This window comes from Kitasatospora aureofaciens, assembly GCF_001188955.3.
Taxonomy (GTDB): domain Bacteria; phylum Actinomycetota; class Actinomycetes; order Streptomycetales; family Streptomycetaceae; genus Kitasatospora; species Kitasatospora aureofaciens.
On record NZ_JPRF03000021.1, the window covers coordinates 248758 to 262616 of the forward strand.

The window sequence follows — 13859 nt, forward strand, 5'->3', positions numbered from 1 at the left end:
CGCCGTCACCATGCCTCACACGTCCCATCGAGCCGGGTGGCCGCCGATTGGGGGGATCTTCGTGGGGGAGTGGGCGCCGACGTTCTTCTGCACGGGTCTGGCGCTGTCGCAGTACGAGCGGACGGGGGAGGGTGCTGCCGCCGGACGATCCCCGGCGGCCGTGAACGACGCAGCTGGACCAGATCACGCCGGAACCGGGCCCGGCGGTTCAGGCGGGCTGTTGCGGGGGGCGAGCCGGACGCTCGGCGTGGATGAGGGCGTCGCGAAGGGCGTAGAGGTCGGCGATGCCGGCCACTTCCGCGAAGCGGGCGAGGAGCCGGCGGACGGTGCGGTCGTCCCCGTCGTGCACGGCCTCGGTGATCGCCTCGATCAGGTCCGCCTGCCCGTCCCGGACCGCCTCCGGTGCCACGGGCACGGGGTGTCCCACTGTCGCCTCCCTGCGCGGTGCCGCTCGTCTCTTCGGGGGCGCGGCGGCGGCTCGGGGGGTGCCGCCGCCGCGCAGCGGGAGACTACCTCACTCGCGGGTGCCGCAAAATCTATGCGCGCCGGAGTAGACATTGCTCGCGGGCGGGTCTAACGTTTTTGTCGTAGACAGCAGTCGGCGATACCGGCCAGACACGAACTGGCCGGGGTTGTTGGACAGAAGTTCGCGGTTCGGTCCGGCAGTGGAGTTCCGAAGCCAGGCAGGTGCAGGACGGCGACGGGGCTGGCTGCCGGACCGGGCGGCCCGCAGGTATCAGGGGCCGCCACCAGCGGTACCAGCAGTACGCAGTTCAGTGAGTGAGGTATCGGCAGTCGCAAGAGAGGCAGGACCTCGGCAAAGGCGCCATGACTGCGGCGCGCGTGCCGAGGGGTCCGGGCAGGTTCCGGGCCACCGCAGGTGCAGGACGACCGGCGGGGCCGGCTGCCGGACCGGGTGGGCCCTCACGGCCACCGATCAGCAGTACGCAGTTCAGCAGGTGCAGTACCAGCAGTACGAAAAGTGACAGTTCAGTACAGAGGATGAACGGAGGGCGCAAGCGCCATCAGGATCGCCCGGCCCGTGAACACTCGCCCGGGCGGACACCGCAGACCCCAACGCAAGGACGGTGGTTTCCGGTCACGCATACGCGATCCCCGTACCCCCCTCTCCCGGGGCAGTGCGGAAGTTGAAGGACCGGCCCAGGCCGGTAGATGGTGTTGTTCCCCTTCGGGGCCCCGGAGCCGACACGGCCCCGGGGCCCCTCGACGCGTTCTCCCCGAGAACCAGAGAGGTGCAGTGACTACAACGGCCAGCCCCGACACACCCGACAAACTCGACGACGACGACTACCCCGCCTACACCATGGGCCGCGCCGCCGAGATGACCGGCACCACCCCCGGCTTCCTACGCGCCCTCGGCGAACACCGCCTCATCACCCCTCTGCGCTCCGACGGCGGCCACCGCCGCTACTCCCGCTACCAACTGCGGATCGCCATGCGCGCCCGCGACCTCGTCGACCAGGGCACGCCCATCGAAGCCGCCTGCCGCATCGTCGTCCTCGAGGACCAACTCGAGGAAGCCCTGCGCCTCAACGAACAACTCCGCCGCTCCCGGCACGGCCAGGAACCGCCCTCGGACACCTGACCACCAATCGGCACGCGCCCGCCGGACCCGGGACGCACACCCCCGGGCCATCACCGGCGGGCGCCGCCATGTCGTCGTCCATCCGAGCGGATCCAGAGAAGTCGCACCCCGGGCCGGCCTGTGTCCTACCTGCAGGGGCTATGTCACTGACCGGCCATTTCCCCAGGTGAGAGCGATTCACAGACCAGCTGCATCACCTGGGGCAGGCGGTCCGGCCGGCCGTCGCCCCGTCTCACCGAAGTGTCCGACCATCGCGGTCGCCCACCTCGGCGACCGCGTCCTGTTGCGATGTCAGCAGCTCCGGTGCGCTCCTCGCCACCTGCTGCTCCACCTCCCGCCGACCCCAGGGGGGCAGCCGGGCCAGCACATCGCGCTCGACCGCGCCGCGGGCGATCCAGATCCCCGCGAGCGACTCGGCGCAGAGCGCGACGAGTGTCTCGTCCTCCTGCGCATCACTGGCGATCTCGGTCAGGGCAGCCGTCACCTCGTCGCTGGGGAAGTCCTCCAGGTCCGAGGCCGCGTCGTACCGCTCGTGCATCTGGACGCCCCCGGGAGCTGTGCCGCGCAGGATCCCGATCAGCAGAGCTTCCCGCTCCCCCGGCTGATAGGTGCGTCGAGCCGCCCGCTGCGCCGGCTCGCGCCGGGGCTGCTGAGGACCGGACTTGCCGGTCTTACCAATCGAAAAGATCTTCACCACCCTTTACCGCACTCTCGCCGACTCCACTGCCGATGACGCCGCCGACCAGGCCGCCGACCACGCCCCGACCGGTTCGCCGACCATACCCCCGGCGGGCCACCGGCCGGGCCACCCGCGTCACGTGCAGCGGTTCGAGGTCGGCGAGGCGGGCCTGGACGCCTTGCTCCAGGGCGTGGGCGTACTCACCGTGTTCGGCCTCGATGGGGAAGCCCTCCGGTGATCGCGCTGTGGGTCTGCCCCTCGCGGCCGCCTGTGCTGCGTCAGTCGGCTGGGGTCGCAGCCGACGGTGACCTCTTTCGCGCCGCGCCCGTGCCGCGAGGCGAGGGCCGAGCCCGGGTCGTTGCCGGCCCCGGGCTCGGCCGCCGCGAGGCGTGTCAGCAGTTCACCGGCAGTTCCAGGGTGACCGGGACCGGACCTCGGTAGGCGCTCGACACCGCGAAGGAGGCGTGCAGGACCGAGCCGCACGGCACCGTGGCAACGATGCCGTCCACCCGCACCGTGCTGACCGTGAACACGGTGCGTCCGGACACCGCGCCGAGCGATCCCCCACCGACGGTCTCCGCCGACAGCCCGGTGATCAGTTCCTGCGGTGCCGGCGGCCACGGCGTCCCCGGCGAGGGCGGCCCCGCCAGCCCGATCTGGCCGTACACCACGACGCGGTCGCCGGTCACCTCCGCGCACACCTTGGTGGACAGGCCGGCCTGTTGGCCGGACCAGCCGCAGGTGGTTGTGGTGGCGGCAGGGGGCTGCGGCGCGTCAGCGAGCGCCGGAACGGGGGTGGCAAGGAGCGCGGCGGCACCGGTCGCGGCGGCCGCGATACGCGAGACGGGGTTCATGGGCTTCTTCCTTCGAGAGCTGGGATGCGTTCGCGAACTTTCACGGTGTGGCACATGTGATATTTCATTCGCGCCACGACCAGAACTTTGGCATACGTTTCGAAGGGGTGGTGCCGATTTTGCCTTGGAACTCATAGTCATGTCCGAAACAAGGCCTTCGATGACGCGTTCCCACCTGGACGGGCGAACACCCATCGAGCCGCGGGCGTCGCCTCGTTGAACCCGGGGTGTACCGCCTCCGCGCCGTCGGCACCGATCCGCCGCTCTTCTTCGGCCTCCCGTACCGACTGGCCTTCCGGTCAGGCTTCCCAGGCACTCAGGTCGATGCCCGGGTAGCGCAGGCCGACGGCGCGCAGGGTGCCGGGCGTCCAGTACGGGCGGTGCGGCGGTGGGAAGCCGAGTGCCTGCAGCTGGGCGGGGGAGGACCGTGCCAACCATGCGACCCACTCGGGCCGCTTCCCCCGGAACGGCCAGGCGTGGTAGCCGACCCACTCCGCCTGTGCCGTGCGGAAGGCTGTGTTGAGCACGAAGCGGGCCGCGCCCGGGCGGGAGATGTCGACGGCCCGGTGGTAGGTGCGGGCCTCGAAGAGGAGCAGCGAGCCGGCCGGCCCGACCGTGCTCTGCTCCAGCGCGTACAGCTTCGGGCGCCGGGCGCGGTCGAGGTCGGCCTCGTCGTAGGCGAGCCCGCTGGTGTGCTGACGGCTCACCACCCGGGTGGCACTGTCGTCGTCCACGTCGTTGAGGCAGACGAAGGCGTTGACCTGGTGGAAGGCCGGGTCCTCGGACGGCACCAGCAGGCTCTGGTTGCGGGAGTCCAGGTGCAGGCGCTGGTCGTAGGTGTGCGGGCCGCCGTACTTGGCCCACAGGCACGCCTGGTAGATCCGCACGTCCGGGGTGCGGAGGACCGCGCCCACTGCGGACAGGAGCTTTTGGTCCAGCTGGCGACGGACCTCATCGACCACCACGAGTGGGCCATGGCGAGGGGCTCCTCCACCAACGGGCAGTCCTGGTCCGTCTACATGGACCAGTCGAGTGATGGCGGTAGGACCTGGGACGGCTGGCTCAGAGGCCGTCGGGGAAGTCGTAGTGGCGTTCGAGGTCTGCCGGCGTGAACGGTCCTTGGACGCCCGTGCTCGTGTCCTGTGCGGTGGCCCGCCGTGCCACCCGCCGCTCGTCCAGGCCGAAGACCCCGGTCACGACCCCTGCCAGCTCGGACGGAATCTGCAACTCGCCCTCACGGCCGCGGAGTTCTCCTTGTTCGGCGCTGCGGTAGATGCCGAGGTCCGTCTGGAAAGCGGCGTTCATGGCGCTCGCCGGACCGCTGGCCACGACACTGCCCGGCTGGAGCCGGACTTCGTCGACCGTGAGTCCGTAGCGTTCCAGGACGGCCTTGGTCTTCTCGGCGTCCTCGCACCGCTCGGGGGGATCCGGCCGTCGGTGACCACCTTCCCGCGCAGCGTGACGGTCACGCTCACCGGAGCCCGGGCGTCCGCGTCCGCCACTCGAGTCGCATCGGCCATGGAGGGCCGTTCGCTTCCTTCCAGCACCACATGTTGCTCAGTCATCGTCGTCTCCTTGAACCGACTCGCGCTCAACAGCCCCCTGGCAGCGCCATGTACGGCCAGGCGTTGACCACTCGATGATGTCCAGCGCGTCGTTGATCCCCACCGGCTCCAGGCTTCGCACCGGCGACCGCGGTCCGTCCTGGCGGCCGTCGCCCGGCCCGGCACTGGAGGGAACGTCGGCTGTGACCGGCAGCCGGCAGCGTGGACGTCATGAGGCAATCAAGGCAGTTCGGGTAGTTCTGATACTTCAGGCGGTGAAGCCGGCCGCCCACCGTCCCGCCGGCGGGAAGGGACGGCGCGCCCGGGGTGTCGAAGCCGATCGACGCGACACAGGGGAAAGGAATTCGGAGAGTTTTTAACTGATCGTAATCGATCCTTTTGTTGGAAGTTATGTCCGTCGCTGCCGAGCGGTGACCGGGGCCGGGCACAGACCCCCGAAAGGGGCGGCCGCAGGCGGCGGTCCCGCGGCGGTGGATCTCCTGCTCGACGTAGGCGCGCCAGCTGTCCCCCCGGGTGCTTCGTTCTCACCGATGTGGCTCTCCGGTGGCTCACACCCTTCGACGGTGATCAAATGGAGTAAAGAGGAGTAAGGGCAGGGCAATTGCCGACAGACCCACGCCCTGTCCGCATGGAGTGATGCCGTCGCCCCCGCATCGGAGCGGGGGAGCGATGACGACGCCGAAAGACGCCAGGGGTAGCCATGCTCCGACTTCCGCTCCCGGCCGCATTTCCAGCCGAGACGCCCACGCCTTCCCCCAGTCCCGCGCCAGGCGGCTCGACCGTACTCACCTGGGGCCAGACCCTCGCCGCACTGCTGATCATCGCCGGGATGATCACCGTGATCGGCTTGATCCTCTGGGGAGCCTCCGCCGCGAAGGGCGTGACGGGCAGCGTCGCACGCAGCTGGATCGCGCTCGCCCTGACCGCCGGACTCCTGGCCGTCGGCGTACTCGCGTTCGCGGTCAACGACTCCACCACCCGCAGCACCCTCATCGGTGCCCTCGGCGCAGCCGTCGGCGCGGCCACCGCGTTCTACTTCTCCTCAAAGTCGACCGACCAGGCCCATGACCTGCTCACCACGTCCGTGGGAACCGAAACCGTACCCGACCTGACCGGACGCACCGCGGACGACGCCATGCGGGTGCTGAGCACGACCACGCTGAGACTGATGGTCGACCCGACCTCACCCGCTCCGGCCGCCGGCAAGAACGTCGTGAAGCAACAACCCCTCGCCGGCGCGGTGGCACCCAAGGGAACCACAGTCCTGGTGACCTACGGCTGACACGGCCCGGTTGCGTGGGAAGTCGGCGGGAAGGGGATCGGGGCGCTCGCTGCCGCTGGCCTGGTGCTCACGCCCTCCACCCCTGTGCGGGCATGCGGCTCGTCGAATGCCAACCGGACGGCACCCGCATTCGGCCGACCGGAGTAGGGGCCGCCGGTGTTGCCGGCCGTCCCTGCGGGGTGTCGGCTTGAAGCCGTTCGCCACCGAACCTAGGCTTCCGAAAGCCGCTCAGATGACATCGAGGAGCAATTCATGGGAAATCAGGAGGCCGCTCCCGAGCAGACGCTTCCGACATTCGAGGAAGCGAAGGGACTGGGTCCGCAGGACAGCCAGTTCGTTCGCGATCTCGTGGAAGTACTGGAAAAGCACGGTAACCTCGACCGTTTCGGCCTGTGCCTGCTGCACGAGCACTTTCCGGTCGCGGGCGACGAGGTCCTGGTCGAGACCCATGACCTCGCGGCACGCACGCTCCAGATCCGGGTCGAGAAGGCGGGCGCGACCGGTCACACCAAGCCCTCGCAGTGGCGGTTCGTGAAGACCGGACACGACAGCGGTGAGGTCGAGAGCCACGCCTACCAGGTGATCCTGCAGTGCAGTCCGATCAGCGGGTGCCCGGGAAGCAGGGGCACGGCGCGTTGAAGTACGAGGACGGCGGCGAGGTGAACACGAACACCTCGCCGCCGTCGCACGGTCGCAACACAGGGGTCCGCAGCGCCGCGCTGTACCGGTGGGGACTGTGCGCCGTGCCGTTGTTGGTTCTACTGGCGCTCTGGGGCGGACGGCCCGCCCGAGCGGATGCCCCGTCCGCGAGCAGCTGTCATGCGGAGCAGTTGACCGCCGCCCATGTGAACGTCGAACTCAGACTCGCCAACCACGCCCACACCACGGTCGAGGGCCGGGGAGTCACGACCGTCCGCGTACCCAGGTCCTGGGAGTACGCCGAAGGCCTGCTGCTGGAGAAGAGTTCTGTTTCCTACCGCAATGCGATGCGCTGTCTCCTGCGCGACGAGCAGGAGTCGGGGCGGCCTCCGCAACAGTACCTGCGCGGACGCGAGTGGCGTTCGTCCAATCCGGCGGTGAGCGTCGAGCCTGACTGGGTCGAGGTCGAGTACCCGACGATCTTCTGGTTCGACCAACCCGGTATGTTCCGCGTCGGGCCGTGGGAAGTCGATGTGCAGCCGGGCCAGTGGAAGCTGTCCCTCGTTCCGCCGACGGCTCTGGCAGGGGCCCGTTGGGACTCGGTCGCGGTCGATCTGGGCGGCCTGGAGGCATCCAGCGTGGCACCCGAACCCTCGGCCGCCGGCAACGGGACCATGCGGTGGGGCGACCCTGACCGGCCTCAGGAGTCGAGCTCCTTGCTGACGGTTCGGGTGGCTCCCCCGTGGCAGCGCGCATGGGCGGCGGTGAGCGGGAAGAGCGCGTTTCTCGTCAGCAACAAGATCGGGATGGCCGCCTGGTGGGTGGCCATGTCCGCCATCGTCGCGTTGGCCGCTCTACGCGCCCGTCGCCGGCCGGCCCACATCGAGGCCACCGGGCTCGAAATCCGCAGCAGCACGGTCCTGCTGCAGTGGGGCCTGGTCAGCGCTGTCGTCAGCCTGACGTTCCTGCCACCGCAGTACACACTCCTCGGTCAGGACCGTTGGAAGATCCTGATCGGGATTCTGGTCGGCTGGGCGTTGACGGCCACCGCCCGTCCGAAGAGGTCGGTGCTGCTGGCCGCCTCGCTGGTGGCGGCGGTCGGCGGTCTGGTAGCGGGCTGGCCGTCCCTGTTCGGCCTTCCCCAGAAGCTGTTCCCCCCCGGTACCGGGTCCGTCCACAGCTTCGCCCCGCTGGTGGCCATGACCGCGGCGCTCCTGTGGCTGTGGCTGGCCGGCCTGGCGCTGTGGACCTGGCGGCTCGCGTGTGAGGGCGGACTGATCCGGACACCGGCGTCACCCTGGCGGCTGCGCCGCCTCGGGCCGGTCCTGGCCGTGATCACCATCCTCCTGCTGGGGTGGGAGTGGTGGACCCAGGACCGCGGGTGGGAGCGGGCCAGCTGGCTGAGCGACCGCTCCGTGCAGGAGTACGGTTGGCTGCACCGCTCCTTCCTGAGCGAGCATCTGGTGTCCTACACCATCCAGCTTCCCGCATGGTGCGTCGCCGGGACCTGGGTGCTGACCGGCATCGCCATCATGGCCCTGCTACGGGCCAGGGACTTGGCGTTCCCCGTGCCGTGCGCGGATCCCACCAGGTTGGACTGCCTCCTGCTCGCCGTGTTCTTCGCCGTCGTGGTCGCCTACCGCCAGGGCTCGTACGCAGGAAGCCAGGCCGGGGCTGTCCTCTGGCTCGTCCTGGACATCGCCGGGTTCTACGCCCTGTTGGCGGTCGGCAAGCGGTGGGCGGTCCTGGCCCAGCACCTCGAGGGAAGCGGGGACACTCCGAGGCTGAGCGAAGCGATCACCGAGGCGGGCCACTCCGACCTCATCGCGCGTGCCCGCCGCTACCGGGAGCTGACCGACGAGCTCCGTGACATGGAGCCGGGGAAGAGCGAGGGAGCCGCGAGCAGACATGCGGCAGAGAAGGAACGGCACGCGGTCGAACGGGAGCTGAGCGGGCTGCACCGCTGGCGGTCGCCGACCGGAACCGCCAACACGGCACGGCCCTGGCTGCCCGTCCAGTTCACGGTCATGGACATCGCCCTGAGCTGGGGCCCGCATGCCAGGTGGTGGGAGAACGCCCGCAGGGCCGCCCTGCTGGCGGCCGCCTTCGGCCTTCCCGGCACTCTCCTCATCCTCTGGTTCCTCTACCAGGGGGAGCAGACCGAGTGGATGCACACCGCGCAGGACTCCTTCGGGGCACCCGAGATGATCCGGCAGTTCCTGCTCTGGGAGCTCACCGCGGCGGGCGCGGGCCTGGTGCTGGGAGCGCTCTGGCGCCTGCTGCCCGGCCGCCGCGGTCCGACACGCGCCCTGAGCCTGACCGCCGTCTACACCCTGCTGATCATCCTGGGGATCCTGGGCAACCTCCTCACCGACCAGCCACTCGGCAACTGGGCCATCGCCATCTGCCAAATGCTCCTGGTGCTGACCCTCACCAGCCTCGCCATGGACGCGGACACCTTCCGCGCCGAGCGGCGTCTGTGGCCCAGCCGCTTCGGACTGCTGCTCTCGATCTACCAGCTCCGCGGCTTCTCCGCACAGATCGCCTACGTACTGGCCCAGTTGGCCGTGCTGATCGCGATCGCGAAGTTCTTCATCGGCCCTGATATCCGGACCATGAAGTTCTGAATTCAGGCGCCGCTCCTGCTACTTCCGGACCCGCTCTCGGAGTTCGGCGATGCACGGCCCGCAGGCGAACACGGTACTGACCTGCCCGAGGGACGTGCGTTGGAGAGCGGTTGATCTCGGCATGGTCTGGATACAGACGGTACACCCGCGCCCGGTCACCGATCGCGCGCCGACAGACCGATCTGACAGGAGTGCCATGCCACATCCGACCACGCGTCGCACGGCCCGCTACGGCTGGGCACCGGATCTGCCCGACGCCCGCGACTTCCTTTACTCCGCACCGCGTCTCTCGCTCATCAGCCTGCCGCCCGCGGCGGATCTGCGCGGCCAGTGCCCGCCGGTCTACGACCAGGGCGAGATCGGCAGCTGTACCGCGAACGCCATCGCCGCGGCGTTCGAGTTCGAGCTCATGCGGCAGAACCTGCAGGCCTTCGTTCCGTCGCGGCTGTTCATCTACTACAACGAGCGGGTGATCGAGGGTCATACCAGTACCGACTCGGGCGCACAGCTGCGTGACGGGATCAAGTCCGTGGCAAACCTGGGTGTGTGCCCGGAGGACGAGTGGCCTTACGACGGCACACCCGCACTCTCCGACGGAGGCCCCTTCCCGCCGACCGCACGGGCCGGCCAGAAGCCTCCGGCGAACTGCTACACGGAGGCCCTCAAGTCCACGGTGACCGGCTACCAACGCGTTACCCGGGACATCAACCAGTTCAAGGCCTGTCTCGCGTCAGGCTTCCCGTTCGTCTTCGGATTCACCGTCTACGCCGACTTCGAGAGCGCTGAGGTCAAGAAGACCGGCGTCGCACAGCTGCCGACGACGGACGAGGAGGTGATCGGCGGACACGCCGTGATGGCCGTGGGTTACGACGACCAGACCGAACGCTTCATCGTCCGGAACTCCTGGGGGCCCGGCTGGGGCATGGACGGCTACTTCACCATGCCGTATGCCTACCTCACCGAGCAGGGACTCGCATCGGACTTCTGGACGATCCGCATCGTCACCTGAATCCGCCTCGTTCGACCAGGAGTTCTCCATTTCCACTGGTCAACGGCAACGTGTACGGCTGATCGGGCAAATGCTCCGAACCCTGCCCGGACCTCCTGGCCGGGTTCGTCCGGGCCGGGAACCGCGAGTGGTCGGGCACTCCTGAAGGAGTGCACGACCACTCGCTTTCGCGTCCGGGCCACGACCGGCCGCCGTGGGGGTGGGATCAGGTCAGCATGACCCGCCAGCCGCCCGAGCCGTCCCGGCCGTCCAGGCGGAGGGTCAGCTCCTTGACCCGGCCGGTCGCGTGGAAGGTGATCCGTACGGTCTGCCGGTTCGCCGGGTCGTCACCGAAGTCGGCGGTGACCTCCCCGGCGGCTGCCGGGCCGTAGTCGCGGATCCACACCTCGGCCGCCGCCCGGCGCGCGTCGGCCGTGCCCTCCGCAGCGGCCAGCTTCACCAGCCGGTCCGCCGAGCCGTCGGCCAGGCGCCACACCACCTGCTGTACCAGGCCCAGCGTCTCCGGCACCGGGTATCCGGTGACCTTCAGATGCAGATGGGCGGAATAGTCGGCCGAGTGCTCCAGCCGGGCCTCCTCGGCGCCGCTCGAACAGCCGGCCAGGAGGCCGGCCGAGAGCACGGCCGCCAGTACGGCCGCCACCGGCCGTCCCCCCGCCATCAGTTGGTCCCGAGCGGACGCACCACAACGAACCATTCGATCGGCTCGCCCTTCTGCCGATAGTAGGACAACACCTCGTTCAGGGTGGTGACACCCTTGCGGCCGTGCTGGCGCAGTTCCATCTGGGCACCCCAGCTGACCACGACCGCGGCGTGGTTGATCCGCGGCTCGTCGCGCCACTTGAAGAACACCACGTCACCAGGTCGGGCCTCGGAGGTCCAGCGCAACCAGGTCGAGTACCGGTAGTTCAGCAGCTGCCGGTGCAGGTTGGCCGCGCCGGCCCACGTGTAGCTGCGGTTCTTGTGCCAGCCGAACAGCCAGTAGTCGTTGGTCCACCAGGCGCCGTCCCAGGTCTTGAAACCGTATCGGGGGCGCATGCCGCCACCGTAGTACAGCGCCTTGGAGACGAAGTTGGTGCAGTCCTGGGGGAAGTCCCAGCCGATGTTGACGTTGCGGCGGGCCCAGTCGGCGGTGCCGTTGTAGTTGTACCCGGCCTGGACGGCGCCGGCGGCCGGCGGGGCCGGCTGGACCGGGAAGCCGTTGGCGTCCAGCGGCACGGCCTTCTGGGCGTCCGCCGGGTCCGGCTGCGTGCCGTCGGCCACCTCCACCTGGGCCTGCGCGGCCGCGGAGGAGGACAGCCGCTGCTGGGCCGCGAGGTCGTCGGCCTCGGAGACGAGGACCGCGGCGGTGCCGACGGTGAACTCGAACCGCTTCGCGCCCACGCTCTCGCTCGGCGAGTCCGCGCCGCCCGACCGGACCATCACGGAGTCCTTGACGGTGGCCCGTACGACGACCTTGCCGGCCGTCTGCTGGTCGACCACCACGTCGGTCAGGGAGACCGCCGCGGCGGTGTACACCTGGTTCTGGGTCGCCAGCGCCTCGCGGTTGGCGACCAGCGAGGCCTCCTGAGTGGCCAGCAGGTCGACGAAGACGGTGCCGTGCGCGGCCTCGGCGGCGGCGTCCGGCGCGGTGAAGCCGGCCTTCACCTTGATCTTGTTGCGGGCGTCCAGGTACTCCTGGACGTAGCCGCGGTACTGGTCCGGGCCGCCGGCCGTCGGCGTGCCCTGGGACACCGCCGAGGCGACCGGGGCGGCGGCGCCGTAGCTGTTCCTGGCGGTGACCACCACGCGGTACGAGCGGGCGTTGTCCAGGCCGGTGAACGTGGCCCGCAGATCGCCGGTGGTCACCTCCTGGACCGGGACGCCGGCCGAGGTCTCGACCCGGACGGTGTAGCCGACCTCGCCGACCGAACCGCGGTCGGCCGGGGCGTTCCAGGAGACGACCAGAGCGCCGTCGCCGCTGACGGTGGTGACCTGTTCGGCCGCACCCGGCGCGGTCGGCGCCAGGTAGTCGAGGCTCAGCTCGGGCCGTTTCGTGGGGTCGGCGGCGGTGGCCGAGGAGTAGCGGGCCGCGCCGGTCCAGCCGGCCGGCGGGCGCAGGGCCAGGCCGTAGGCCTCGCCCTTCTCGATCCACGAGCCGACCAGCGCGGACAGGTCGGTCTCCGACAGCTTGGCTGCGGAGGCGTAGCTCTCGGCCCCGGCGGACGCGGTCAGCGCCGTGCCGCCCTGGCCCGGAGCCCAGGCGCCGCCGAGCTGGAAGACGTCCACGGCGGCCTCGTCGCAGCCGGCCGTACCGGTCGCGCAGTCCGAGCGGGTCAGTGCGAGCTTGCCACCGATCACCCGGGAGCCGGCCGGGACGGCCGACAGGTCGGGCTTGAGCCAGCTGGTCCAGCTGCTGCCGTCGGGCATGGTGCCGATCCGCAGTTCGGCCGGGTCGGCGGCCGGGCACGCGCCGGTGTCGCAGCCGCCTCCGGTGGCCGCCGAGGCGTCGGCGAGGGTGGGACCGGTGAGGACCACGGTGGTCGGCGCGGGCGGCGTCGGCGGGGCCTGGACGCGGACGGCCAGCGGCTGGTCGGCGGTCCACGCTGAGCAGCCGACCGCGGCGCAGGCGCGCGCGGCCCAGGTGTAGTCGCCGCCGTCGGTCACCGCGCCGTCCGGCACCTGGACGGAGGCGCGGGTGCCGCTCTCCGCCCAGGCCGGGGCGATCGAGGTCGGCAGCGGCTGGCCGTTGCTGCCCTTGAGCACGAACTCGGTCCGGAGCCGGCCCTGGTTGGGGTTGGTGACCAGGGCGGAGAGCACCGGCGTGAGGGTCTGCTGGGCACCGGTCCGCAGTTGGCTCGGCACGTCCGGCAGTGGGCTGACACTGAAGGTGGCCCAGGCGGACCAGCCCAGGTTGTAGTGCAGGCCGTCGTAGGGCGAGGTGCGGAACCGGTAGGTGTGGCCGTACTGGAGCAGGCCCGCCGGCACGGTGACCTCGGCGGGGGTGCCGCTGGGCACGTAGCCGGAGACGTTGACGTTGCCGACCTGGGCGCCGGAGATGGCGTCGACCAGCTGGAAGGTGCCGGTCACCTTGTCACCGTCGGGGTCGATGAAGGTGTCCCGGAGCACCGGGGTGGTGGTGTCGACCCGCCAGGTGCCGGTGCCGTCCTGGCGGAACGGCGGACCGGCCTCCTGCTTGGTCCCCGTGCGCGGGCGGTAGTTGTAGTTGACCGTCAGCTTGGGGACGTTGGTGGCGGCGTTGGCGGAGTTCACCTCCTTCCAGTACTTGGTGCTGACCTCGTCGGGCGCCCGCAGGCCCATCCCGGAGACCTGGTTCTTCGCCGAGGCCCAGGCCTGGACGAGGTCCGTGACGTTGGCGGTGATCCAGCCGTCACCGCCGCAGGCGTCGCGGCCCTTGGTCTCGGTGGACGTGGCCCTCCTGGCGTTCCAGGAGGGCTGGTTGGTCCAGCGCGAGGCGGTGGAGGCGAGCCCGGTGTCCCACACCTCCCAGGTGTAGGGCAGGCAGTCGCTGTTGCCGGAGTGGATGTTGTACAGCGACACTGCTCGAAGCCGTTCCGGTTGGCCTCGACGACCAGGTCCCCGTCGCCGTCGCCGATGGCGT

12 protein-coding genes and 1 pseudogene are annotated in these 13859 nt (G+C 70.1%); 6 read left to right on the forward strand and 7 right to left on the reverse strand.

Annotated elements, in window-relative coordinates; all coding sequences use genetic code 11:
* Positions 1-208: 208 nt before the first annotated feature.
* Positions 209-415 (reverse strand): hypothetical protein, encoded by a 207-nt coding sequence (locus tag HS99_RS44845; protein WP_030555711.1) that lies wholly within the window; start codon positions 413-415, stop codon positions 209-211.
* Positions 416-1324: 909 nt separating this feature from the next.
* On the opposite strand from HS99_RS44845, the gene HS99_RS13755 reads away from it, so the two are divergent.
* Positions 1325-1606: a helix-turn-helix domain-containing protein gene (locus HS99_RS13755; protein WP_078657083.1), complete on the forward strand. Its 282-nt coding sequence runs from the start codon at positions 1325-1327 to the stop codon at positions 1604-1606.
* Between the two features lie 232 nt (positions 1607-1838).
* On the opposite strand, the gene HS99_RS13760 is transcribed toward HS99_RS13755, so the two are convergent.
* Complete coding sequence (locus tag HS99_RS13760) at positions 1839-2144, reverse strand: hypothetical protein (protein WP_030555707.1); 306 nt, start codon at positions 2142-2144, stop codon at positions 1839-1841.
* A gap of 124 nt (positions 2145-2268) precedes the next feature.
* Between HS99_RS13760 and HS99_RS13765 the strand changes: the two genes are divergently transcribed.
* The gene (locus HS99_RS13765) at positions 2269-2523 is read left to right on the forward strand and encodes a hypothetical protein (RefSeq protein WP_030555705.1); all 255 of its coding nucleotides are present in this window, start codon (positions 2269-2271) and stop codon (positions 2521-2523) included.
* Positions 2524-2677: 154 nt separating this feature from the next.
* Here the strand turns inward: HS99_RS13765 and HS99_RS42460 are convergent, their stop codons facing one another.
* The 3 genes and pseudogenes from HS99_RS42460 to HS99_RS13780 all read right to left on the reverse strand — a co-directional run.
* Positions 2678-3139: a hypothetical protein gene (locus tag HS99_RS42460; RefSeq protein ID WP_030555703.1), complete on the reverse strand. Its 462-nt coding sequence runs from the start codon at positions 3137-3139 to the stop codon at positions 2678-2680.
* Between the two features lie 299 nt (positions 3140-3438).
* Entirely contained in the window at positions 3439-4104 is a 666-nt protein-coding gene (locus tag HS99_RS13775) for a phytanoyl-CoA dioxygenase family protein (protein WP_030555701.1), read from the reverse strand.
* A gap of 97 nt (positions 4105-4201) precedes the next feature.
* A pseudogene (locus HS99_RS13780) lies at positions 4202-4537 on the reverse strand (protease pro-enzyme activation domain-containing protein); the annotation flags it as partial.
* An 867-nt stretch (positions 4538-5404) separates the two neighbouring features.
* Here HS99_RS13780 and HS99_RS13785 point away from each other — a divergent pair.
* The 4 genes from HS99_RS13785 to HS99_RS13800 all read left to right on the forward strand — a co-directional run bounded on the left by HS99_RS13785 (position 5405) and on the right by HS99_RS13800 (position 10261).
* Positions 5405-5986: a PASTA domain-containing protein gene (locus HS99_RS13785; RefSeq protein WP_072653396.1), complete on the forward strand. Its 582-nt coding sequence runs from the start codon at positions 5405-5407 to the stop codon at positions 5984-5986.
* Positions 5987-6238: 252 nt separating this feature from the next.
* On the forward strand, positions 6239-6625 hold the full coding sequence (locus HS99_RS13790) for a hypothetical protein (RefSeq protein ID WP_030555694.1): 387 nt from the start codon (positions 6239-6241) through the stop codon (positions 6623-6625).
* A complete protein-coding gene (locus tag HS99_RS13795) occupies positions 6595-9252 on the forward strand; it encodes a DUF6185 family protein (RefSeq protein ID WP_141763720.1) in 2658 nt (885 codons plus the stop codon). Before HS99_RS13790 ends, HS99_RS13795 begins: the two co-directional genes overlap by 31 nt.
* Before the next feature lie 196 nt (positions 9253-9448).
* On the forward strand, positions 9449-10261 hold the full coding sequence (locus tag HS99_RS13800; RefSeq protein ID WP_030555689.1) for a C1 family peptidase: 813 nt from the start codon (positions 9449-9451) through the stop codon (positions 10259-10261).
* Between the two features lie 205 nt (positions 10262-10466).
* On the opposite strand, the gene HS99_RS13805 is transcribed toward HS99_RS13800, so the two are convergent.
* Both HS99_RS13805 and HS99_RS48125 read right to left on the reverse strand, forming a co-directional pair.
* Positions 10467-10919, reverse strand: a complete 453-nt coding sequence (locus HS99_RS13805; RefSeq protein WP_030555687.1) for a hypothetical protein — start codon at positions 10917-10919, stop codon at positions 10467-10469.
* Positions 10919-13798 carry a DNRLRE domain-containing protein gene (locus HS99_RS48125; protein WP_030555685.1) on the reverse strand — a complete coding sequence of 960 codons (2880 nt, stop codon included), beginning with the start codon at positions 13796-13798 and terminating at the stop codon, positions 10919-10921. The genes HS99_RS13805 and HS99_RS48125 overlap by 1 nt, the downstream gene beginning before the upstream one ends.
* Positions 13799-13859: the final 61 nt, after the last annotated feature.

Excerpts from the sequence above, each read along its gene's own strand:
- HS99_RS13755 (WP_078657083.1), top strand. The coding sequence starts at position 1,325 with ATGGGCCGCGCCGCCGAGATGACCGGCACCACCCCCGGCTTCCTACGC.
- HS99_RS13760 (WP_030555707.1), bottom strand. The coding sequence starts at position 2,144 with ATGCACGAGCGGTACGACGCGGCCTCGGACCTGGAGGACTTCCCCAGC.
- HS99_RS42460 (WP_030555703.1), bottom strand. The coding sequence starts at position 3,139 with ATGAACCCCGTCTCGCGTATCGCGGCCGCCGCGACCGGTGCCGCCGCG.
- HS99_RS13785 (WP_072653396.1), top strand. The coding sequence starts at position 5,405 with ATGCTCCGACTTCCGCTCCCGGCCGCATTTCCAGCCGAGACGCCCACG.
- HS99_RS13790 (WP_030555694.1), top strand. The coding sequence starts at position 6,239 with ATGGGAAATCAGGAGGCCGCTCCCGAGCAGACGCTTCCGACATTCGAG.
- HS99_RS13800 (WP_030555689.1), top strand. The coding sequence starts at position 9,449 with ATGCCACATCCGACCACGCGTCGCACGGCCCGCTACGGCTGGGCACCG.
- HS99_RS13805 (WP_030555687.1), bottom strand. The coding sequence starts at position 10,919 with ATGGCGGGGGGACGGCCGGTGGCGGCCGTACTGGCGGCCGTGCTCTCG.